The organism is Coprococcus sp. AM97-35 (genome assembly GCF_027697525.1).
In the GTDB taxonomy this organism is placed as follows: domain Bacteria; phylum Bacillota; class Clostridia; order Lachnospirales; family Lachnospiraceae; genus Allocoprococcus; species Allocoprococcus comes.
The window spans coordinates 18,819-42,512 of sequence record NZ_JAQESL010000001.1; the positions used below are offsets into that span (position 1 = coordinate 18,819).

The window sequence follows — 23,694 nt, forward strand, 5'->3', positions numbered from 1 at the left end:
ACCATGATTTACGTTTTTTGTAAACCATGGTTTTAGAAAATTTCTAATATAAAATGTATTTGAAAATAATCCCATATAAAACAACTGTATATAAAATGCTATACAACGTACCAATTAAATAATATTCTGCAAAAGCTGGATTTTTTGTTATCTGATCATAACGTGCAATTGATTTTGCAGTCATTGTCAATCCAACCGCAGAATATTGTCCAAGAACAATAAAAACTGCACACAGGAACCGCTCAAGAATCCCTACTAACGCTCCTGCTCCATTCTTTGTTTTCGTGCTATTATCATCCTCTTGCTCAGATTCAGGTTTTACCTGATAAGCTGAAAAAAGAATCTTGAATGTAATATTGGCTGGTTTTGCTATACATAAAAAATACAGCAGATAAGGAATCGGTTTTATTATATATTCTGGAAAATAATAAACCAATATAGAAGATTTCCAGATAATTAAGAGGAAGCTTAAAATATGAAAGATTAAAGAACATACATATATAACATTTGTTACGTTTATCGGCAACTTATTTGTCCGAATATCATAATTCTCAATCCATCTTTTTATTACTTCAATTATAAAGTGTATGCAAATACATTCCAGACAAATTTTCCCAATATTATATCCATATATATAAAACAACATTCCTATGATTATAAATGGAATTATATATGCTAAACAATAACAGAATATTTTCTTTTTATCTTTCTTTTTAACAATATATTTATTGGTTAAAAAATACTCTCCAATTATATGTCCTATACACAATACCATAAAAACCGAACTTTTTTGCACCTGTTATCATCCCCATTTCTCCTTAAGTACATTTTCTAAGCCACATTTGGTATTTACATAAACCGAAATACCTGTATTTTTTACTTTACTGTTTACAAGCTGAGGTGAAATATCTAATTCCTGTGCCAATTCTCTTTGGTTATATTCGCCATTGTCACCGTACCGATATGTTAATATAATTCTTCGTACAAATTCATATTGTGATTTCGTCCATGAATTCGCATATCTGTCGCATAATTTCAATGTTTTATTCGCAGCGTCTAAAAGAACTTCCTCTTCTATCGAAGCACTATATTTTTGCAGACACACTTTAGCGTTTCCATAATCGTTTTTTTCATGGATTTTTTCAATAGCATTCCGTGCTGACCAATATGCCGGTCCATCACTTCCCATACTGGTTTCCTGGATTATTTCTGTGTTCATATCACCAACACCTATACCAAACCGTATTTTTGTAGGATACAGTTGAAATTGGATCGTATCAAGTAACTCAAATAAATGCGCCGCACTATGAAGCAATCCTTGAAATTCATCCCCTAATGTGATTGAAAATCGGGAAGCAATATTGCTTTTATATTCTTCGTTTACCTGATCCAGGATCCTTTTTAAATGATTCTGAACTTCCGATCTATTTGAAATAGTTTTTGACGCAATGATGTCTCCTATAATTGCAAAATACATACTCAAACCTCCTTGTCACTATTATTATACTTTGATATTTGCAAAAATCAAATGAATTTGTTTGATTTTATAATTATCAAATGAATTTGTTTGATATAGAAAACATCAATAATTTTTAATCAAGATATTGAATTTTCAGAAATACTAAATGAAATCACCAGAACAGCTTTATATTCAACAGCCTAACATATAAGCATAGGATGTACAAATTCGAAATATATCGTTTTTCTTCTTTTTTAGCGTTGATGGAACATGTCAATATTCAAAATCTCCACGCAAAAAAGCCATGCTCTACATCCAACATGTAAACCATGGCTTTTATCTGTACCACTATTTCAATTATTCTCCATCTTTGAAATGATATCTGCCCTTTTATTTCCCTATCTTCCGACACGTTCCTTCATTCTCATAATCCTTGTGAAGCCCATCATTGTCATACAGCAGATACTCTGCCTCATCAAATCCGAGCATGGTAAGTGTCGACAGATCAATCTGATCCACCGATTCAGCCACTTCTGCGACCGGGATGCATTTTCCTTCCCGGATGAACAGCGGTACTTCGTTCAGTGCGATCATGATTTCATTTCCGAGCATCAGCGGGATAAATACACCAAGCGCCAGGTGGCGCAGCAGAAATTCTCTTGCCGTATCCGCGCCGAATCCGCCCAGATCAGCACCCGTATAAAGGAACCCACACATATTGAGTGACGGCATCATTTTCAGATTCAGCAGAATATGAGACCACCAGGACTTGTTATCTCCGGTCCAGATTCCACCATAGCGGTGCATTCCGATATTCTTGTTGATTCCGCGGTTTGATTCACCAACTCCGTAGATAATATCGTCTTCATTCATTCTATAAGTAAAGGAAAATCCTTCTTCCTGTGAGATCGTACCATACTCCGGATTCCCTTCTGCCTTTTCAATCTTTTCTACAACAGCTTTTGTGTTAAAGGGTGTCCCTTATTCGTATCCTTTTATTTATTCAATCCCCATTACTTCTCCTAGTGCAAGCACCGCATTTCTTACGCATTCCGGACATTCACAGAGTACCTTTTCTGTGCCGACGCCCTTCAACTCCCTGCAGATCGTTGCTCCGCATTTTTGCTGAAACTTTGCAAGGATTTCTTTGGAATAACGAGGCGTTCCGGCTCCGTCTGTCAGGATTCCTGCGGTCATCACAGCTCCAATGAGTGCCCCGCAGGTTGCTTCCAGACATCCCATTCCAGCTGCATAGCCTGCGGTTAATTTCATCAGTGTCTCATCGTCCAATGAAAGCTTATCTTCAAATACTTTTACCACTGCCTGGGAACAGTTGCATGCTCCGGCAGCTTTTAAATCTGCAGCTTTTGCTGCGCGTTCTTCGATTGTCATATTCAGTACCTCTCTTATTTTATTCAATCTGGTAAAATTTTTTCAAAGGCTTCGCCTCAGTCTTAGCTGCTCTCTGAAAAAATTCCGGTATATTCTCCATATACCTGTAAATATACACAGGGAACAGACTGATGCCTGTTCCCTGCCTGTTAATTCCTATTATAACATAAATCTGTTAGAATCCCATCCACTTTTTCAGAATATCGGGACACATTCTTTTAAATTTGATACATTCTGAATCCTAGATCATCTCTAAAAATGCAGCAATTCGTGTATCCAGCTGTCCGATATCTGCCTGAGAATAATCGGTCTCTACATGGATATACGGAAGTCCTTTAGATTTTACAAATTTCTCAATGCTCTTTGCCTCAATATTGTAAGTATGACATGCCTGAAGTGTCATTTCTACTACACCCTCGATATTATACTCTTCAAGGAGTCTTCCCATCAGTTCAATACGGTTGTTATCTGGTGTCATAACGGAACATCCGATTGCAAGATATCTCTCTGCAATTGCTTTGTAGATGTCCTCTGCATCTTCATCGATGAGACGGTCAACAGATTTTGCACCTCCACAGTTTTCATAGACTACAACATTTCCACCGTGTTCTTCGATGGCTTTTACAACCTTCATCGGTGCACCGCTGCTTGGACATCCGGTTAAAAGGATACGTTTCTTTCTCTCTGGTTTTTCCTTTTCTTCGTATTCTTTCATCAGCTTTTCACGAAGGGCATCAATTTCTGCCGGCATTTTTTCTTTGTCGAATTTGAACTGGCTTCCATAGAGAACACCGAACAGCTGGGAACCGTTCATCGGAGCCGGATCATTTTTCATAACTTCGTAGAATTTCTTCAGTGCAATACGTCCCTGGTTGGATACATGAACAGCATGGCGCACTTTTTCTTCTGTGATCTCTACATTAAATGTCTTTTCCAGATATTCTTTGAAACGGATGATCTCTTTTGTCCACAGTTCCAGGGAATCTTCTCTCTGTGAGTTTGGAAGTTCCATGATATAGACATTTTTGAATTCTTTCATCAGTTCGTACATCTTTTTCTTTCCATCACAGGTTGTCTCTCCGACTACCACGTCTGAGAAATAGAAGAATGGACATTTGTCAGATACGGCAAAACCGTAACTTGCCTTTACCATCGGGCACAGATTCTTCGGCAGATCCTTTTCTGCGATCGGGATCGTTTCATCGGATGTAGAGCAAAGTCCTACGGTAACTGCTCCCATAGCCATTGCGATTTCCTGTGGGAAGTAGGTACAGTACGCACCTACAACCGGAATTCCTTTGTCCTTTACTTCTTTCATTACCAGGAAAGATCTCTGTCTCTGCTCTGCAAATTCTTCAAAAATCTCCGGCAGCTCTTTTACTAATTCCATTTTTATTTTCCTCCTTTATTGTATGCATTTTAAGCATTGAATACATATTTATCCAGACGGTCAAATGCTTCTTTCACTCTGGATGTCGGCAGTGCAAGGTTCATACGGATATACCATTCACCATGGAATGGCTTTCCGTTCTGCCAGAACACACCTGCTTCATATCCCATCTTCAGAACGTCTTCCAGGCTCTTATCATGTGCCTTGCACCATTCTTCACAGTTAACAAACAGCATATAGGTTCCCTGCGGTCTGGTTACGGAAACACCTTCAAAATGTTTGTCGATATAATCACATGCATAAGCGACATTTTCCCCGATCACTTCTCGAAGCTCGCTTACCCATTCCTGTCCTTCCGATGTATACGCACCCATCAGTGCATGCATGGACAGCACATTCATCGAATTGTAATGGCAGAGGGAGGACTCTTTTAAAACTCTGTCTTTCAGGCGTTTGTTGTATATAATATGATAGCTTCCGATCAGTCCGGCAAGGTTGAAGGTCTTTGACGGTGCGTATAAAGCAATCGTTCTGTTTCTTGCATCTTCAGATACAGACTGGGTTGGAATATGCTCGTTTCCATATAAAATAATATCGGACCAGATTTCATCGGAAATGACGGTCACATCGTATTTTTTATAGATTTCCATTGCTTTCTCGATTTCCCAGCGCTCCCATACACGACCGGTCGGATTGTGCGGTGAACAGAAAACGGCTGCATGGATCTTGTTTTTCACGATCTTCTCTTCCATATCCTCAAAGTCCATCCGCCAGATGCCTTCTTCGTCCTTTTTCAGCGGACTGTGGATGATATGGTAGCCATTATTATTCAGTGTGCCGGTAAATCCTATGTAAGTCGGTGCATGGACAAGGACATTATCACCCTGTGAGCAGACCGCGTGAAGTGCACTTGCCACGCCGCCTAAAACTCCATTCTCATAACCGATATGTTCTTTTTTCAGTCCGGTCACATGATTCCGTTCTTCATGCCACTTGATGATGCTGTTGTAATACTCATCTCTGGTAATAAAATATCCATAGGTCGGATGTTTCGCTCTTTCAATGATCGCTTCGGTGATCTTCGGGAGTGCCGGAAAATTCATGTCCGCAACCCACATCGGAATGTAATCCAGCCCTTCTCTTACTTCTACTTTTTTCCCCGGCCCAAGCATATTTGGAAGGATATCCACTGCAAGGGCATCTTTTCCTTTACGGTCAATAATACTTGTAAAATCGTACTTCATTTTTCTTTCTCCTCTGTTACATACATTTTTTTTTTTAGTCATCATGATATTGTAGTCAAAAGGTATTTTGACCCCTTTGATACCAGATTGCTACGTGCTTTGCACTCTTGCAAGCAAGCTTGCATCGGCTTTCTGACCTTTTGACCCTGGTATCTCATCATACAGGTGACATGCAACATAATGTCCCGGAACAATCTCTATCATCTGAGGTTCTTCCTTACGACAGATCTCCATACAGTTTTCACAGCGTCCTGCAAATCTGCATCCAACTGGTGGATTCACCGGACTTGGGACATCGCCTTTTAACATAATGCGCTCTTTTTGTGCTGATGCCTCAGGATCCGCAATCGGAACCGCTGATAAAAGGGCTCTCGTATAGGGATGTTTTGGTTCAACATATAACTTAGAGGATTCTGTAAGTTCTACCATTTTCCCCAAGTACATTACCCCTATACGATCTGATATATGTTTTACAATAGACAGGTCATGTGCAATAAACAACATGGTCAGATTTTTTTCTTTCTGTAATTTCATAAGCAGATTTATAATCTGTGCCTGTATCGAAACATCCAATGCTGAAATAGGCTCATCACAAAACAAGAATTCCGGATTAACGGAAAGTGCTCTGGCAATTCCAATCCTCTGACGCTGCCCACCTGAAAACTCGTGGACATTTCTCGCTGCATGCTCTGCATTCAATCCAACCATCTCAAGTAGTTCCGCTACCATCTTCTTTTCTTCCGTTTTGTTCTTCGCCATCCCGTGAATCTGGATTCCTTCTGCTATTATATCATAAACCTTCTGGTGTGGGTCAAGAGACGCATACGGATCTTGGAAAATCATTTGCACACGTTTTGTAAATGCAAACCGTTCTTTCTTTGACATGGTATGAATGTTCTTCCCGTGAAACAGAACCTCTCCATCTGTTACCGGATACATTCCAAGACAGGTTTTTCCGCAGGTTGTTTTCCCACATCCGGATTCACCAACAATTCCCAGCGTCTCACCTTCGTAAATATCAAATGACACATTATCAACAGCCTTTAACTGTTGTTTTTGAGTAGTCGGAAAATATTTTTTCAAATTTTTAACTTCTAAGATTTTCTTATGGCTAGGCATGTGCAACACCTCCCTTTGCGGCACGTTCATCCATCATCCAGCAGGATGCCCTGTGACTGGAAGATACCGTTTTTTCCTCCGGCATATACTGTGCACAAATATTCATGGCATGCGGACATCTTTCACAAAATGCACATCCCTTCGGCGGATTTGTCATATCCGGAATGTTTCCTTCTATGGTACAAAGCATTTCTTTTCCGTCTCTGTCCAGTCGTGGAACGGAATTTAAAAGGGCTTTTGTATATGGATGAACCGGATGATAGAAAATCTCTCTGACCGTACCCTCTTCTACAATTTTCCCGGCGTACATAACTATAATTTTATCAGCCACATCCGCCACAATTCCCAAATCATGCGTAATCAGCAGAATTGCCATCTTCAGTTTTTTCTGCAGAGCTTTCATTTCAGCCAGAATCTGCGCCTGGATCGTTACATCCAAAGATGTGGTTGGTTCATCAGCAATCAACAATTTCGGATGAGAAATCAATGCAATTGCGATCATAATCCTCTGCCGCATTCCACCAGATAACTCATGCGGATACTTTTCAAGACATTTTTCAGCATCTGCAATGCCTGTTAACTTCAGCATATCGATTACTTTTTTCTTTTTTTCTTCTTTAGAAGTCGTTACGGCATGATTGTCAAGACTTTCCATGATCTGCTTTCCGATTTTCATGGTCGGATTTAAAGAAACAAGTGCATCCTGAAAAATCATAGAACATTCTTTGCCACGGAATTTTTTCCACTCCTTAGAAGAATATTTTGCGATATCTGTACCTTCAAATATGATCTGGCTTCCTTCCATTACTTTCCCCGGCTTTTTTACAAGCCCCATAATAGTTTTCGCTGTAATCGATTTTCCACAGCCCGATTCACCTACCAGTGCAACCGTCTGTCCTTCTTCAATAGAAAACGATATATCCCGCACCGCCTGCACAGTGCCTCCATATGCAGCAAAATTCACAGCCACATGTTTCATTTCTAATAAATTATTCATTTTTTCTATCCCTTTCACTAAGGTGGTCACTGCATATTTTGCTATTCTACAATTTTAGGTTCTAATGCGTTTCTCAGAATATCTCCCAGTAAATTAAAGCTCAAAACTGTAATTAGGATCATTACGCCCGGATATACCGCCAATAAAGGGTAATCCAAAATATGCGCCTGTGCTCCCTGAAGCATACTTCCCCAGGATGCACGTGGAATCTGCACGCCTAATCCCAGGAAGCTTAGAGAAGATTCCATCAGAATTGCATTTGCCACACTCAAGCTTGCTGCAACAATAACCGGTCCTAAAATATTAGGGATAATATGTTTAATGATCACGCGGAAGTTTGATGCCCCCAGATTCTGTGTAGCCACCACAAAATCTCGTTCCTTTAATGACATTGTCTCCGCTCTCGTAATTCTTGCGACGGATGCCCAGGAAAACAGACTCAACACAACAATCAGAGTCGGTAAACCAGGCTTTAAAAAGGTATTTAAAATAACCATTAACAGCATACTCGGAAGAGCAAGGAAAATATCTGTAAAACTCATCAAAAACATATCTACTTTTCCTCCGACATAACCGGAGAATACACCTAATGATGTTCCGATTACAACTGTCATGATCATAGACATGAATCCCACCAGCAAAGAAACTCTTCCACCATATAAGGTTCTGGTAAAATAATCTCTTCCGTACTCATCTGTGCCAAACCAGTGACTGGATGAAATACCCTGCAGCTTTTGAGAGGCGTCTAACTTATAAGGATCGTAAGGACTAAGAGGTGCCAAAAGAACAGCAATGATGAGAATGGCAAGAAGTACGACACTTACCATAGCAACTTTGTTTTTCTTTAGTTCTTTCCAGATATCTTTCCATACACTCTGTCTCTCCACAGAAATTTCTACTGTTTTCTTTTTTTCCAGTTTTGCAAACGAATCGTTGGTTATTACTATATTATTTTCCACCGGATGCACCTCCCCGTTTAATTCTTGGATCAACAAAGGCATACAATAAATCTGCAATAAAATTACCGACTACCAAAAGAAAACCAGAAAGCATAACATACGCCATGATTACCGGATAATCCCTTGAACCAATCGCAGACATCGCAAAGGTTCCAATTCCCGGCCATCCAAAGACACTTTCTACAATAAAGGATCCACATACCAAAGATGCCAGATTCATTCCCATCAATGTAATGATAGGCAACAGCGTGTTTTTCAACACATGTCGGAATAAAATTTTCGTCTGAGAATCTCCCTTTGCTTCGGCGGTAAGTACATACTCTTCGCTTAACTGTCCGATGGTATTTGCACGGATATAACGGATATAAACCGCAACATGACCGATACTAAGCGTAATACATGGAAGAATCATATGCTGGAACGTATCAAATGCAGATACATTTCCAACTGTATGCATACCGGAAGAAGGTAATACCTTTAATACTGCAGCAAATACAATAATAAGCAGCATACCAAACCAAAAAGAAGGAATGGACATTCCCATATACGCTAACGAACTTATCAAGTTATCAAGCCATGAGTTCTTCTTATATCCCGACCATAAGCCAAGCGGGATTGCAAGTAAAAGTGACAAGATCATAGAACTTCCCATAAGTATGATTGTTGCCGGAAGACGCTGCATAAACTGTGGCCACACAGCCGACTTATTAGATAAGGATACACCTAAATCTCCGTGTACCGCACGTTTAGCCCAGGCAAAATACTGCTCTGTCATGCTCTTATCCAACCCCAATTGTGCAATCACATTAGCTTTCTGTTCTTCCGTCATTTCCGGATTCACATACATATCCGATATGTCACCTGGTGCAAAATAGACAATTGCAAATGAAAAAAAGGAAATCAATATCATTACGATTACTACCTGAGCCGTCTTTTTTAAACAATATTTCCACATAAGTATTCCTCTCTGTAAAATCGAATATATGAAAGAATGTGGCTTGTCTTTACTTTAAAGGCATGCCACATTCCGTATGCTTTTCAGCTAGTGTGAATTTTTAATCCATATGAATAGATAAGTAATCAATGAATTCAGGAACAACTGACGAACCATCTAAACCAGTAACATTTTTCTGCGAAACCATAACAAAGTTTGTATATGTAAGTGGGTATTCCCAACATTCTTCCAACGCTTTGTCCTGAATTGTATTCCAAAGTTCCTGTTTTTCTTTCGCATCTGCAGTTCCTATGGCTTTCTGAGCAAGCCCTGAAACTTCATCACTGTATCCACAATCACAGAGACGATTTGTAAAGTAGCTGATTGCCTGTCCACAGTTTGAACCACGCTGTGAATCCCATCCGTTTGTACCAAGATCCCATGTTGTAGCCAGTTCTTTATCTTTGCTTGCAAAGAAACGTGGGAAGAATGTAGAAGTATCGCAGCTTTCAATATTTACTGTTACGCCGATTTCAGCTAACTGCTGCTGTACGACAGTTGCTACAGATTCCATATTTGCACGGTCTGAATTGTAAATATATGTAAGTTCTTTTCCTTCCAATCCGGATGATTTTGCAAGTTTTTTTGCTTCTTCCAGATTGAAGTTATATCCTTTACAGTTTTTATTATAAATAGACTGGTCCGGTGTGATGAGGCTGTTCGCCGGCTCTGCAAGTTCATCTGATCCCCATGCAAAATCAACGATCGCATCTTTGTCAAGTGCAAGGAAGATTGCTTTTCTTGCATCCTGAGATAATGTAGACATTACCGGTCCGTGTGGGTTTAACTGAAGGTAATTAAGACGAGCTTCTGATATACTGTACATATTGTATTTATCAGACTCCTCTTTGTATTTCTTCAGGTCTTCTGCGCTTGTAACACGCATATAATCAATTCCGCCATTTTCAAATTCGATCTGTTTTGTGCTTCCGCTGCCGATTGTTTTTATAACGACTTTCTTAACAGAAGGAGTTCCTCTGTAGTAGTCATCTCTTGCTGTATAAACAAAACTATCTTCGTTAATTTCGCTTACTACATATGCTCCAGATGTAGCCATACCCGGTGTTTTGAAGTATGTACTGTCATCAATCTTTGACGGATCATTATCAAATGCATGTGCCGGCATTGGATAGAACTGAGATAACGTTCTGACATAGTTATCATATACTGATGGAAGTACAAATTCCATTGTCTTATCATCAATCTCGTTGATCTGCACTTCTCCACCATTTACCTTGGTGAATGATGTAGGTCCGCCATAAACCAATACACCATAATCAATGGTAAATTTGATATCTTTTACTGTAACCGGTTCTCCATCACTCCATGTTGCTTTGTCATTAATATGAAGTGTGTAGGTAAGACCATCTTCTGAAATATCAAGCTTATCAGCCAGATAATATTCCAGACCGTCTTTTGTCTCAGCAAATAACGGTTCATAGATTGGGCGGATTGCACTTACCAAGTCATCACTGCTCTGTGCACTTGGCTGAAGTGAATTTGGCATATAATTCAATGCAAATGTAAAAGTCCCATCACTTTTTGCCTCTTTCTTCGTGTCTTCTGTCTTTGCGCTGCTGTCTTTCTTGTCGGAACTTCCACCACATCCGGCAAGCATACCGACTGCTAAAATTCCTGCACACAATAATGCGAGTGCTCTTCTTTTCATTTTCCTTTTTCCTCCATGGTATTTTCCTTAAGTTGTTCTGTCGGTATATCCCCTAGTTAACAACTCTTCAAAAATACTACCAAAATGTTTTTTTCTTTGCAAATAGCTTTTTTCTATCACTTTTTGTACTTATTGCTATTATTTATCAATAATTCCAGAAAACGGCGATTTCTCGTTATTTTTGTAACTTTTAACAATTTATTGTTTTTATCTATAACAAAAAACATAATTTTTTTACAATTTATTTTACCTTTTTTGCAATGTGTATTGTATAATGATTACAAAAGATTTGTTAAATTATTATTCATCATGAAAGGTTTATAAATGAAAAAATTATATGAGCAAAGCCCTGAAATGCATCTGTCCGGCAAACGCCATCTGCGCCATGTAAAATGCACGCACCACAAAGGATATCTGATGGAAGATCTTTCTATGATCAAAAGCGGATTTTATGAGATCAGCTTTTGTAAAAGCGGAGATTTTCTGTTTCGCATCGGCCAGAAACGGCATTTTATTACAAATGGCGATATTCTGGTTATTCCACCGGATATTCCACACTACTTTACCTCCAGTGATCTTGTTGCAAACTATTATGATTTTATCACTGTATGGCTGGAAAAATCATATATTTCCAATCTGAAAAGCCAGCTTCCGGCTCTTGAGGAATCTGTTTTCAATATTGACACACCTCATCTTCTTCATACTACCAATAAGCTGTGCAATTTTGAGGAAGAATTTGAAACCTTTTACCGGGAATATGCTTCTTATGGGGAGCTTTCCGAAACCTATGCCTGTGGTGCATCCACCTGTCTTCTGGTAAAAATCATCAATTATGCCCTGAAATATTCCACCGAATTTATTGAGATTGAATCCGATCAGACCAACCAGATCGTCCGCTATCTGGATCAGCATTTTCTGAAAGAAATCGGCGTGGAGGATCTGGCGCGTACTTTCCACATGAGCAAGAGCAGTTTGAACAAATTTTTTCAGAAACAACTGAATACGACCTGTCATCAGTATATTTTAAAGAAACGGCTGGCACTTGCGGTCTCGCTGATCCGGCAGGATGTTCCGCTTAAAACGGTTGCTGTCCAGTCCGGTTTTGGAGACTATTCTTCATTTTTTCGTGCTTTTAAGAAAATGTATCATATTTCCCCGACCGAATGTCAGGCAGACAATGAAAAACTGAAAAAGATCAAACATTAGCCGGGAGAATGACTTGTCTGAATAGTGTAGACATGCAAAAAACTTCGGATATTCTGGATTTTCGCCAGTGATCCGAAGTTTTTCTTGTTTAATATTTCTTTTTTTGATTGTCTTTATTTCACCAGATGTACTTCTGCCTTCTTCTCATTCAGCTTCTGTGCAGTCTCATGCTCATTGACATAGATACTGATATGTTTTTCTTTGCCGGAAGTATCGTAATCTTCAGCAGTAAATACATGTCCGTCAATGATCACCTTTGTTCCATACGGAATCTCATCCGGGTCAACCGCAATGGTCTGCCCTTCAACAATCGGAGTTCCGGTTGTTTTGACTTTGCTTGCCTTCGCACGGCAAGTTTCGCAGGAACAATAATAATCAATGGTATACTCTCCAATACTGTCTCCATACTGTTCGGCTGTAGCGTTCTGTTCGTTCACATCCTTGCCTTCCAGATTATAATTTTCTTCCAGGATTCTGGTTGCCCAGACAGCTTCCGGAATATATACCGTTCCGGAAATGATTCCCTGGTCTTCATTTGCAGCTTCGATGGTCTTTCCGTCTCCTGCATACATCACAACATGATGGACATAACCGTCTTTTGCATAGAAAATCAAATCCCCCGGCTGTGCATCTTCAACCGGAATCTTGGTTCCATACTGGCTCTGATCTTCGGCTACTCTTGGCAGATTATAGCCAAAATTCTTATAGATCTGCTGTACAAATCCGGAGCAGTCCGCCCCTTCTGTCAGGCTTGTACCGCCCCATACATAAGGATTGCCAATGAACTGTGCGGCAAAATCCAGCATTGCCTGGCGGATCGCATTCCCCGGTGTTCCCGGCTTTACAGAAGCATAGCTATAATAAAGTGCCTGGTTATCTTCCGGTGCGATCAGTTCTGTAGCTGTCTGGTAAGCACCTTCGCCTGCTGCTTCTACCTGCGCTTTTACTTCATCCCCAGTCTGAACAGCCTCTTTAGAGACAAACCCACGGACATCCCCGGACTCCACATAAATCCAGTCTTTCTCTGCATCCGCAAGGATATAACACAGATTACCCTGGGACATGGTTCCGAGCACACGTGACTGTCCATTTGCCTCTTCCTGGATTGCTACAGTTCCATCCGACTTTGATGCATCTGCCAGTGCATATTTTTTCGTAGCCAGTGTCTGATTTACGGTTGCACGTACATGGGTAAATGCCTGATTTTCATTTGCCGGAACCGTTTCTTTTGCAAGGGATGCTGTTCCTTCGATTCCAGTGTATGCAATCTTAGCTTTTTTTGCAGTTTTTTTTGCCTGCTTCTGGTATCCACTCAGCAGTACCTGTGCGGCATCTCCGGTATAAAGCTCGGATTCTTTTACAAATCCTCTGACCTTTCCGGATTCTACATACAGCCATCCATTCTTTTCTTCTTTCAGAATGTAGAGAAGTCCATCCTGTGAAATTTCTCCGACAGAACGCACCTTTTCGGCCAACTGCCGGGATGCAAGGGACGCATTTAAAGTATCATCCTGCAATGCTACGGCAGTATCCGAGTTTAAGGATGACTTCTTTTCCGAAGTGTCTGCTGTGTTTTTTAATGTCCCGGCAGAAAATGTATTAAGCTGTACTTTCTTTTCCGTTTTCGTCTTTTTCGCAGAAAATTTCGTCTTTGATTTCTTCGCCTTTACAGAAGTTTCCTTATGAAACAGTTTTTTAGCATCAGCTGTTGCTTCCTGAATATCACTTTCTGTCCGATCAGTATCAACGGCTCCATTGATATCCTCCGGAATTGCCTCACGTATGCTGATCTTTGTCTTTGCAAATGCATATTTTCTCGCAACTGTCCAGAAACGGAAATCTTCTTCGTATTCCGGAAGACTGACGATCTGCTGTCTCTTGACCAGTTCTTCATTGGTCATCTTGTGTTCACTATCCTGCGCATTTTTTTCCTGCTCCTGCGCTTTGTTTTCTTCTGAGTCTTCTGTCTGGTCTTCCGAAGGCTGCTGTTCATTGTTCACATTGCCATCTGAAGGCTGCTGTGGTGTATCCGGATTGACCGGATCTGTCGGTTGCTCCGGCGTAACCGGCACATCTGGATTAGCCGGGATTACTTCTACTTCATCTCCTGTTATCGGATCAACCTTCCATCCTGTTTTCGCTGCATCACGCAGACCGGTATCTTCCAGATATCGAGTCTCTTCATTGTATCTGATTTCTTCATTATGAATCATCTCCAGGACAAGATCTGATACTTCTGTAAGTGTATCACGCCCATCAATGGATTTTGCCTGTAATTTTTCTCCATTTTCTGATCCATTAGAAGTAACCTCTGTAAGACCGCCCTCTGCCGCCCAAGCTGTTGCCGGAGCGCTGAAAGTAAGTCCGAAAACAAGTAATCCTGCGAGAATTTTTGTTCCTGTCATTTTTGCTACCTGTATATTTCTATATTTCAAAATCTGTTGCTCCTTCTTACAAATTCTGTAAAACGCAGTCCTTTTAGTCGAAACGCGACATTTTTATTTTACTACTCTTTGACAAAACCGTCCATATTTCATTAAAAATATTTCTGATAAAATTTTTCAAACTCAGAGAGTAATTTCTTTCGGAAAATATTTTGGTAAAATGAAAAAAAGGAAATGTCCTGACATATTTTACGTCAGAACATTTCCCTGTTTTTATGGCTTTAGATAAACTCCGAAAGAACAAATTATCCTTCGCTTAATTTTTATTTAACCAGATATACTTCTGCATTCGTCACGCCGAGAGCAAGTGCTTCTTCATGGCTGTTCACATAGACATCAATGTGGTTTTTCTTGATCGCACCACCACAGTCTTCAGCAGTAAATACATGTCCGCCGATGATGACTTTTGTTCCGTAAGGGATTACACTCGGATCCACCGCAATGGTCTGTCCCTCAATGACTGGGGTTCCGGTTGCTGTGATCCCGTCTGCTTTGTTACAGCAGATTTCACATGCACAGTAATAGGTAATCGTAAAATTGCCAAGATCCGTTCCGTACATCTCCTGCGTTGCATTGACCTCGCCGATTCCTCCACCTGCGACGGTATAATTATCGTCCAGAATCCGGGTCGCCCATACTGCATCTTTGTCGTAAACAGTTCCGTAAATAATTCCAACATCTTCATTTGCAGCTTCGATGGTCTTTCCATCTCCGGCATACATCACAACATGATATACATAACCGTTCTTTGCATAGAAGATCAGGTCTCCCGGCTGTGCGTCTTCTACTGGAATTTTGGTTCCATACTGGCTCTGATCCTCGGCAACACGCGGAAGATCATATCCGTAAGCCTTGTAGATCTGCTGTACAAATCCGGAACAGTCCGCCCCATTTGTCAGACTGGTTCCGCCCCACACATAAGGATTACCGACAAACTGGGATGCATATTCAATCATTGACTGGCGGATCTCACCACTCGGCGTTCCTTCTTTTGTAGAAGTCAGCGTATAATAAAGAGCCTTATTATCTTCCGGATCCATGTTTTCCTCTGCCATTGAATAGGCATCAGCTCCTCTTTCTGTCACCTGTGCTTTGGTTTCAGCGTCTGATTTCAAATACTTCTTTTCCGCAAAACCTCTGACATCTCCGGATTCTACATAAACCCAGTCTGAATCTTCATCTGCGAGAATGTAGCAGAGCTCTCCTGCTGTCATTGTTCCAACAACTCTGGAATCCGCATTCTTCTCCTCCTGAATATCTAGGATTCCTTTTTTATCAGTATCTACCTGGTCGCTTACCAGTGCCGGTTCTTTATCTGCAACCGTCTGGTTCACCGTCGCACGAAGATAGGTATATGCCTGATTATCTTTAGCCTCTACCAGTGCCTGTGCCGTCTTTGCGGTTCCCTCGATTCCGGTATAGTCTTTGTTTTCTTTGGAAGCTTTAAACCTGGCCTGTGTCTGATAGACATCCAGAAGTTCCTGTGCCGCATCTTCCGTATAAATTTCAGACGCCTTTACAAATCCCCTGACATTACCGGATTCCACATACAACCAGCCATTGTCTTCTTCTTTCAAAATATAAAGAAGCCCGTCCTGCGAAATCGTTCCGACCGAGCGGACCTTTTCTTCCATCTGCTGTGCTGCCAGGTCAGCAGTCATTTTTGCCGCCTTTTCTTCTTTCTGCTTCTGCAGATCCTTCTCAGCCTGTCTTGCTGTTTCAGCTCTTTTTCCAGCTTTCAGATTGGTCTGATTCGGCGCCTCTGTCTTTAATTTCGCTGATGAAAAAATGTTGAGTCCGGTCAGTTTGATCTGTGCAGATTTTTTTACACCTTTTGCCGTTTTTGTACGTTTCACTTTTTTCGTGTTGTATTTTTGATTCTCTATATCAAATCCGGCTTTCAGCTCTTTTGCATCTTTTTTTGCCGCTTCAAGCTCTGCTTCTTTGGCTTCCTCGGAAGTATCTGTCCTGCCATCTGCAGCTTCCGGAATTTCCTCCCGTACATTGATCGCTGTTCTGGCAAATGCATATTTTCTTGCCACAGTCCAGAAACGGAAATCCTCTACCATCTCTGGCTGCTTCACAATCTGCTGACGGTTGATCAGTTCAGAATTACTGACTGCAGTTTTTGATTCGTTCTGACCGGCTGCTTCTTCTGCTTTGCTGATCTCCTGTGTATGGTCGATCTCACTTCCCGGAATTGGTTCAGTCTTTGTATCTTTCCGGTCTTCGGAAGAATCTGCCTTATCAGTATCCGGTGTCTGAATCGGATCTTTGGAATCGGATTTGCCGGAATCCGGGCTATCCGGATTTTCCGGAGTGCCTGGTTTTTCCGGTGTCTCTGGAGTTCCCGGAGTGTCCGGTTTTTCCGGAACCTCTGGGTTTTCTGGATTCTCCGGGGTTCCCGGTGACTCTGGATTTTCTTGATTTCCAGGGGTGTCCGGTATGGCTGGTGTCTCCGGAACATCCGGTGTCTCTGTCAGGCGTTCTCCTGTCTCCGGATCCACTTTCTGACCAGTCGAGGTATCTTCCAGATAGCCGGTTTCATCATTCAGCCTGACTGCTCCGCTTTCCATCATTCCCCGTACATAATCAGATACACCCACAAATACTTCTGATCCATCTGTCTTTTTTGCCTGCACTGTATTCTCTGCCACAACGACCGTTTCTCCATCATCGGCAAATACCGCCATTGGCGAACCAAGAGCCATTCCAAATGCCAGAAGACTTGCCAGTGTCTTTGTCCCGATCCTTTTTGATACAAATTTGTTCCTAAACTTCAATAATTGATCCTCCTATCGTAAATAGACTATAAGTTGTATGTTAATTTTTGAAGTTTTCGAAAAATTCTTCTTCGCATTAACAATTGCATTAATAAAATGTATGAAACATTAAATTTAGGGGTTCCATTCATCTTTTATTTGATTATTTTTAATTATAGCATAAATTCAACCATATGTGGTGTTTTTTTAGTAAAAATACACAATTCTACACCTTTTTCTACAAGTCCGTCTCCGCCATAGAACTGCTTTCCTATCTTCTCTTACCAGACCCCAGTCATAATATCCGGTTGGTACTCAATCTGTGACACGATCTGTGAGGGCGTATATTTCCAGATTTTCTCTCCTGTATAATCTGCCGCCACAAACATCCCAAAGATAAGGAAACTGATAAACATCCGCGCAAAAAAACTGCTTCCGCCATTTTCTTCTGAAGAATGTTCTCCATATAATCCCCTGTATACATGCTGATACCTTGGATGCACCGCCGGGATACTGCCTTTTCTCCATTTTTGACGTGACATCCTAAGCAACTCCTCGCGGCGTTCCTGTGATTCGTTCATTCCAATCTCTCCCTTCTGCTAAAGCATCCAATTAAAATGAATGTGCCTCGGTGCATTCTACACCGAACGCAGTTACTTGCAACATTCTTCTTTGCGCGAGTGCGCATCTTTGGCAGGTAGTTCTTTTCATTTACCAGAAAGTTCTTTCCCAATTTCAGACAAACAAAAAGGACATATACCTCTACCTCAGTATATGTCCCTCTTTTTTTCAAATATGCTATTTTTACCGTTTTGCCATCTCTTCCATGATGTCATCCCAGGTGATCCCGCGTTCTGCCATCAACACCATCATATGATACAGGAAATCGCACATCTCATATTTGAGTTCTTCCGGGTTCGGATTCTTCGCTGCAATGATGATCTCGGCAGCCTCTTCTCCAACCTTCTTCAGAATTTTATCAATACCTTTTTCAAACAGATAGTTCGTGTAAGATCCTTCCTTTGGATGCTCTTTGCGATCCATGATCGTATGATACACGCTCTCGAATACCTGCTGCGTATTGATTTCTTCATACTGATCCCCTACGATTGGCTGGAAGAAGCAAGTCGGATTGCCGGTATGACATGCCGCTCCTACCTGATCGACTTTTGCAAGCAGGGTATCTTTGTCACAGTCGATGGTCAGGGATTTGACATACTGAAAATGTCCGGATGTCTCGCCTTTTGTCCAGAGACTCTGTCTGCTCCGGCTGAAATAGGTCATCCGTCCGGTTTTCACTGTTTTTTCAAATGCCTCCTGATTCATGTATGCCACCATCAGCACTTCGGACGTCTTATAATGCTGTGTGACAACCGGAAGTAATCCATCGGAATTTAATTTAAATTCGGAAAAATCCATCAGACTCTCAAAGGAAGTCATACGGATTCCATTCTGGCTGCACTCTTCTTTAAAATCAGCACAATTGATTTCTCTCTGACTCACATACATTCCGGAAAGTCCTTTCACGCCCGGACATTCCAGGATCTTAAAAAGCTCTTCCTTTTCCAGTGTATCGGTCACAACCACACACGGAATATCCGTAATATTAACAACGGAATTCAGATCCAGACGGTGCATAAATACGATCTGACTGCTGTAAGTCTGGATCAGATGCTGCTGCTTAAATAATGCATCAAAGTCATTCAAAGACACCGCGATCTTCTCTTTCCCAAACCGCTTTGCCACCGATTCGATCAGTTTCTGTGAATCCGGCTTTGAAAAATTCAGCATGGCACGCTTTGCACCGGTGTAGAGGATTTTCTTCACATCCTCCTGCCGCTTTACATTTCCTCCGGCAACCATCGGGATCCGGATCACGCGGTTGATCTTTTTCATCAGTTCAATGGACTCATCATGATCCTGGTCCGTATTTGACAGGTCAAATACCAGAAGTTCATCCGCCCCGTTATCGCTGTACTCTTTTGCCAGCGCGATCACATCTTCAGATACAACTGTCGGGTCATCAAACCATTTTACCGCCTTCCCTCCAAGGATAAAAATGCAGGGAATCAATCTTTTATAACTCATACGAGAAACTCCTTTTATCTTTTTACAGACTGCCTTTTGTAGACCACACTTCTTTCATCCGTGGTTCTTCGGATACAGCCATATCAAGCGCTTTTCCAAATGCTTTAAATAACGCCTCTGCCATATGATGGTTGTTGCCGCCATCCAGGACTTTCAGGTGCAGGTTCATTGCCCCGCTGTAGGAAACAGCATAGAAAAATTCTTTTACCATCTCCGTGTCCAGTTCTCCTAATTTGTCACAGGTAAATGTGGCGTCAAAATTCAGATATGGTCTTCCGGAAAGGTCGATTGCCGAAAGCACCAGCACCTCATCCATCGGAAGCATAAAATGTCCATACCGCTTGATTCCTTTTTTATCTCCCAGTGCTTTTGCAATGGTCTGCCCCAGCACGATTCCGGTATCCTCGATCGTGTGGTGGCTGTCTACCTCCAGATCTCCGGTAACTTTGACAGTCAGATCAAAAAGTCCATGTCTTGCAAAGCCGGAAAGCATATGGTCAAAGAAACCGATGCCAGTAGAAATGTCAGTCTTTCCTGTTCCGTCCAGATTCAGTGTCATCTCGATCTGTGTCTCTTTTGTCACACGACTGCAGGATGCAACTCTGCTCTCCATCTTTTAGTCCTCCTCTTCAAAACGTACATGGATCGAATTGGCATGCGCAGTCAGCTGTTCCGCTTTTGCAAAGCTTTCGATATCCTTATGTACCTTCTGCAGTGCTTCTCTTGAATAAGAGATGATACTGGATTTCTTAATGAAATCGTCTACAGAAAGCGGGGAAAAGAATTTAGCGGTTCCGTTGGTCGGAAGGATATGGTTTGGTCCGGCGAAATAATCGCCCAGTGGCTCGCTTGCATATTCTCCGATAAAGATAGCTCCTGCATTGCGGATCTTGGTCATCACTTCAAATGGATTTTTTGTCTGGATTTCCAAATGCTCGGATGCGATCTCATTTGCCACGTCGATCACATCTTCCATCGTATCGGCAAGCAGAATATATCCGTAATTATCCAGAGATTTGGAAATGATCTCTGCTCTTGAAAGTTCTTTTAAGAAACCATCTACCTGATCGGATACCTCATGTGCCAGCTTTTCACTTGTCGTAACAAGAATTGCGGAAGCGAGCTCATCATGCTCTGCCTGGGAAAGCAGATCTGCCGCAACATATCTCGGATTAGCTGTCTCATCTGCCACAACCAGGATTTCACTTGGTCCTGCAATGGAATCAATGCTGACATGACCGTAAACTGCTTTCTTTGCAAGTGCTACATAGATATTTCCAGGTCCTACGATCTTGTCAACCTTCGGGATACTCTCTGTTCCGTATGCAAGGGCTGCAATTGCCTGTGCACCGCCGACCTTGTAGATCTTATCCACACCGGCTTCTTTGGCTGCAACCAGTGTATTCGGACTTACTTTTCCATTTTTTCCAGGAGGCGTTACCATGATGATCTCATCCACACCGGCAACCTTTGCCGGCATCACATTCATCAGTACCGAAGACGGATAAACTGCCTTTCCTCCCGGTACATACACGCCGACTCTGTGAAGCGGAGTGATCTTCTGCCCAAGAATGGTTCCGTCCGGTTTACTGTCAAACCAGCTGTTCTGACGCTGTTTTGCATGATAACTTTCGATATTGTCTTTTGCTTTGCGGATGACTGTAAGAAGTGTATCATCAACCTGCGCATATGCTTCTTCAATTTCTGCATCTGTGACTTCAATCGTATCTGCAGTAAGCTCCGCCCCATCAAATTTGGCAGTGTATGCAAAAACTGCCGCATCTTTTTCTTCTTTTACTTTATCTAAAATTTCTTTTACGCTTGCCTCATACTGTCCATAATTGTTCGGACTTCTTTTCAGCAGATCTTCCAGCAGATTTTTTTTTGTATCGCTGTTCAGCTTTTGTATTCTCATGTGCATTAAGCCTCCCTTTTTAATATACTTCTGAGTTTATAAAGAAGTTCCTTGATCCTGTCATTTTCCAGACGCATGCTGACCGGGTTTACGATCATACGCGCTGATAACGGGCAAACCTCATCGAGAACTACAAGTCCGTTCTCCTTCAGGGTGGATCCGGTTTCCACGATATCCACGATCACCTCTGAAAGGCCAACGATCGGTGCAAGTTCAATCGAACCGTTCAATTTGATAATCTCTACCGTCTGGTGTCTGGTATTATAAAAATAATCCTTTGCAATATTCGGATATTTTGTTGCCACGCGGATCAGTTCGTGATTCTCCAGATATTTTTTCGCATCTGCCGGTCCGCATACGCACATCCTGCATTTACCAAAACCAAGATCCAGTACCTCATGGACCTTCTTTCCCGCTTCCAGGATCGTGTCTTTTCCGACCACGCCGATGTCCGCCGCACCATATTCTACATAGGTCGGTACATCCGGTCCCTTCGATAAGAAAAATTTGAGTTTTAATTCTTCATTCACAAAAATCAGCTTTCTGGAATCTTTATCTTTCATTTCCTCACAGGTGATCCCCAGTTCTTCCAGAAGCTCCAGTGTCTGTTTTGCGAGCCGCCCCTTACAGAGCGCAAATGTCAAATATCTTGTGTCTTTCATCGTCTCACCCCTACCCTACAATTTTCTCTTCGCCGGTCATCAGGTTCACCATCTGCACATCTCCTTTGCTGCGAAGATACAGCATGCTTCCTGCAAGACTGCGTTTTCCATAATCCACATAGAATTCCAGCGACTTATCCGATGCTTTCTGAAGGATCTGGGTATTCTTGTTCTTTCCTCTAAATTCCATGGCAAGCTGGATTGCATCCTTCAACCGTTCTTTATCATATAAGATCAGGGAACTCTTCTCGCCACTTGAGATCTGGATCTTCTGGCGGGAAAGTGCGCTCATCAGTTCATCTACTACGATCGCAAAACCGATCGCCGGCTCTTCTTTTCCAAACTTTTCAACCAGGTGGTCATAACGTCCGCCTTTTACAATGGCATCCCCGGTCCCAAAAGTATATCCCCGGAAGATAATACCGGTATAATATCCGTAAATTCCGCTCATGCTCAGATCAAACGTAATGTACTGTTCCATTTTGTAGACAGATAAGATCGCGTAGATTTTTTCGAGCCGCCGGATTGCTTTTATCGCTTTTTTGCTTGGCGCTACCTTTTTCGCCTCCTCCAGGATCTCCACACCACCGACCATCTCTGAAAGTGCAGAAAATGCTTTTCTTGACACCGGTTTTGCATCAGCCTCTTCTAAAAGTTCGTCTGCACCGAAAAAGTTCCGGTTGTTAATCAGCTCACGCAGACGTTCTTCTGTCTCATCATCAATCTCGGATTCCTCGATCAGACTCTGGAAAAAGTCTACATTTCCTATACTGATCTGAAATTCTTCCAGTCCGGCATTCTTCAGACAGTCAATGACAAGTGCCAGCATCTCCGCATCAGCATCCGCCGCATCCAGTCCGATCATCTCCGCGCCCATCTGGGTACTTTCCTTTAATCGTCCCTGATAACTGGAATGATTGATAAATGTATTCCCCACATAGCAAAGCCTTGCCGGGAGCTCATCATCCTTAAATAAAGTTGCCGTCGCACGTGCGATCTGCGGAGTGATATCCGGTCTTAACACCAGTGTGTTGCCGTCTCTGTCAAAAAATTTATATAATTCCCTTGAAGGAATGGTTCCGATCTCTTTTCTGAATACATCAAAATATTCATACATAGGAGTCTGGATATCATGATATCCGTACAAATGCAGAGTCTTATGAAGTCGGTTCTGAAGTGCCAGCTTTTTGGCGCATTCTTCGTGATAAATGTCTCGGACCCCTTCGGGTGTATGTAATAACTGCTCCATAGATTGTAACTCCTCTTTTTTGTTTATTTGTCACTTTAGTATGTTACCATATTAAAACGTGACCTTGTTGTATTATACGAACTTTGACGCGGCTTGTCAAGCCTGCTTACTCAGAAGTTCTATCCTGCTAATCTCTTTTCCATGC

Annotated in this window: 19 protein-coding genes and 1 pseudogene; 1 reads left to right on the forward strand and 19 read right to left on the reverse strand. The window is 41.7% G+C overall.

Annotation, left to right across the window (positions count from 1 at the left end):
* Positions 1 to 43: 43 nt before the first annotated feature.
* From PG840_RS00100 to PG840_RS00150, 11 genes and pseudogenes are all read right to left on the reverse strand, one after another.
* Complete coding sequence (locus PG840_RS00100; protein WP_195508921.1) at positions 44 to 796, reverse strand: DUF3307 domain-containing protein; 753 nt, start codon at positions 794 to 796, stop codon at positions 44 to 46.
* Between the two features lie 6 nt (positions 797 to 802).
* Positions 803 to 1,477, reverse strand: coding sequence for a SatD family protein (locus PG840_RS00105; RefSeq protein ID WP_117824348.1), 675 nt, complete (start codon positions 1,475 to 1,477; stop codon positions 803 to 805).
* 372 nt (positions 1,478 to 1,849) lie between these two features.
* Positions 1,850 to 2,272: pseudogene (locus tag PG840_RS00110) on the reverse strand (TIM-barrel domain-containing protein); the annotation flags it as partial.
* A 186-nt stretch (positions 2,273 to 2,458) separates the two neighbouring features.
* Positions 2,459 to 2,851: a C-GCAxxG-C-C family protein gene (locus PG840_RS00115; protein ID WP_055260544.1), complete on the reverse strand. Its 393-nt coding sequence runs from the start codon at positions 2,849 to 2,851 to the stop codon at positions 2,459 to 2,461.
* A 241-nt stretch (positions 2,852 to 3,092) separates the two neighbouring features.
* Positions 3,093 to 4,241, reverse strand: coding sequence for a double-cubane-cluster-containing anaerobic reductase (locus tag PG840_RS00120; RefSeq protein ID WP_008370525.1), 1,149 nt, complete (start codon positions 4,239 to 4,241; stop codon positions 3,093 to 3,095).
* 29 nt (positions 4,242 to 4,270) lie between these two features.
* Positions 4,271 to 5,485, reverse strand: coding sequence for a MalY/PatB family protein (locus PG840_RS00125; RefSeq protein WP_270613233.1), 1,215 nt, complete (start codon positions 5,483 to 5,485; stop codon positions 4,271 to 4,273).
* A 90-nt stretch (positions 5,486 to 5,575) separates the two neighbouring features.
* A complete protein-coding gene (locus PG840_RS00130) occupies positions 5,576 to 6,604 on the reverse strand; it encodes an ABC transporter ATP-binding protein (RefSeq protein WP_270613234.1) in 1,029 nt (342 codons plus the stop codon).
* On the reverse strand, positions 6,597 to 7,601 hold the full coding sequence (locus tag PG840_RS00135; protein ID WP_022220603.1) for an ABC transporter ATP-binding protein: 1,005 nt from the start codon (positions 7,599 to 7,601) through the stop codon (positions 6,597 to 6,599). The genes PG840_RS00130 and PG840_RS00135 overlap by 8 nt, the downstream gene beginning before the upstream one ends.
* Positions 7,602 to 7,642: 41 nt before the next feature.
* Entirely contained in the window at positions 7,643 to 8,518 is an 876-nt protein-coding gene (locus PG840_RS00140) for an ABC transporter permease (RefSeq protein ID WP_276571676.1), read from the reverse strand.
* A 31-nt stretch (positions 8,519 to 8,549) separates the two neighbouring features.
* Entirely contained in the window at positions 8,550 to 9,515 is a 966-nt protein-coding gene (locus tag PG840_RS00145) for an ABC transporter permease (protein WP_022220605.1), read from the reverse strand.
* A gap of 100 nt (positions 9,516 to 9,615) precedes the next feature.
* Positions 9,616 to 11,223: an ABC transporter substrate-binding protein gene (locus PG840_RS00150; RefSeq protein ID WP_117558611.1), complete on the reverse strand. Its 1,608-nt coding sequence runs from the start codon at positions 11,221 to 11,223 to the stop codon at positions 9,616 to 9,618.
* Positions 11,224 to 11,547: 324 nt separating this feature from the next.
* Between PG840_RS00150 and PG840_RS00155 the strand changes: the two genes are divergently transcribed.
* Entirely contained in the window at positions 11,548 to 12,429 is an 882-nt protein-coding gene (locus PG840_RS00155) for an AraC family transcriptional regulator (protein WP_117834743.1), read from the forward strand.
* Between the two features lie 113 nt (positions 12,430 to 12,542).
* Here the strand turns inward: PG840_RS00155 and PG840_RS00160 are convergent, their stop codons facing one another.
* The 8 genes from PG840_RS00160 to hisZ all read right to left on the reverse strand — a co-directional run bounded on the left by PG840_RS00160 (position 12,543) and on the right by hisZ (position 23,549).
* Positions 12,543 to 14,864, reverse strand: coding sequence for a C40 family peptidase (locus tag PG840_RS00160; protein ID WP_270613235.1), 2,322 nt, complete (start codon positions 14,862 to 14,864; stop codon positions 12,543 to 12,545).
* A gap of 272 nt (positions 14,865 to 15,136) precedes the next feature.
* Entirely contained in the window at positions 15,137 to 17,656 is a 2,520-nt protein-coding gene (locus tag PG840_RS00165) for an NlpC/P60 family protein (RefSeq protein ID WP_270613236.1), read from the reverse strand.
* 260 nt (positions 17,657 to 17,916) lie between these two features.
* Positions 17,917 to 18,216, reverse strand: coding sequence for a hypothetical protein (locus PG840_RS00170; RefSeq protein ID WP_147357714.1), 300 nt, complete (start codon positions 18,214 to 18,216; stop codon positions 17,917 to 17,919).
* Positions 18,217 to 18,439: 223 nt separating this feature from the next.
* Positions 18,440 to 19,723 (reverse strand): bifunctional phosphoribosyl-AMP cyclohydrolase/phosphoribosyl-ATP diphosphatase HisIE, encoded by a 1,284-nt coding sequence (hisIE, locus tag PG840_RS00175; protein ID WP_270613238.1) that lies wholly within the window; start codon positions 19,721 to 19,723, stop codon positions 18,440 to 18,442.
* Between the two features lie 22 nt (positions 19,724 to 19,745).
* Complete coding sequence (hisB, locus tag PG840_RS00180; RefSeq protein WP_022220612.1) at positions 19,746 to 20,336, reverse strand: imidazoleglycerol-phosphate dehydratase HisB; 591 nt, start codon at positions 20,334 to 20,336, stop codon at positions 19,746 to 19,748.
* A 3-nt stretch (positions 20,337 to 20,339) separates the two neighbouring features.
* Positions 20,340 to 21,638, reverse strand: coding sequence for a histidinol dehydrogenase (gene hisD, locus PG840_RS00185; RefSeq protein WP_022220613.1), 1,299 nt, complete (start codon positions 21,636 to 21,638; stop codon positions 20,340 to 20,342).
* Positions 21,639 to 21,643: 5 nt separating this feature from the next.
* Positions 21,644 to 22,300, reverse strand: a complete 657-nt coding sequence (gene hisG, locus PG840_RS00190; RefSeq protein ID WP_022220614.1) for an ATP phosphoribosyltransferase — start codon at positions 22,298 to 22,300, stop codon at positions 21,644 to 21,646.
* A 10-nt stretch (positions 22,301 to 22,310) separates the two neighbouring features.
* Positions 22,311 to 23,549: an ATP phosphoribosyltransferase regulatory subunit gene (gene hisZ / locus PG840_RS00195; protein ID WP_270613239.1), complete on the reverse strand. Its 1,239-nt coding sequence runs from the start codon at positions 23,547 to 23,549 to the stop codon at positions 22,311 to 22,313.
* Positions 23,550 to 23,694: the final 145 nt, after the last annotated feature.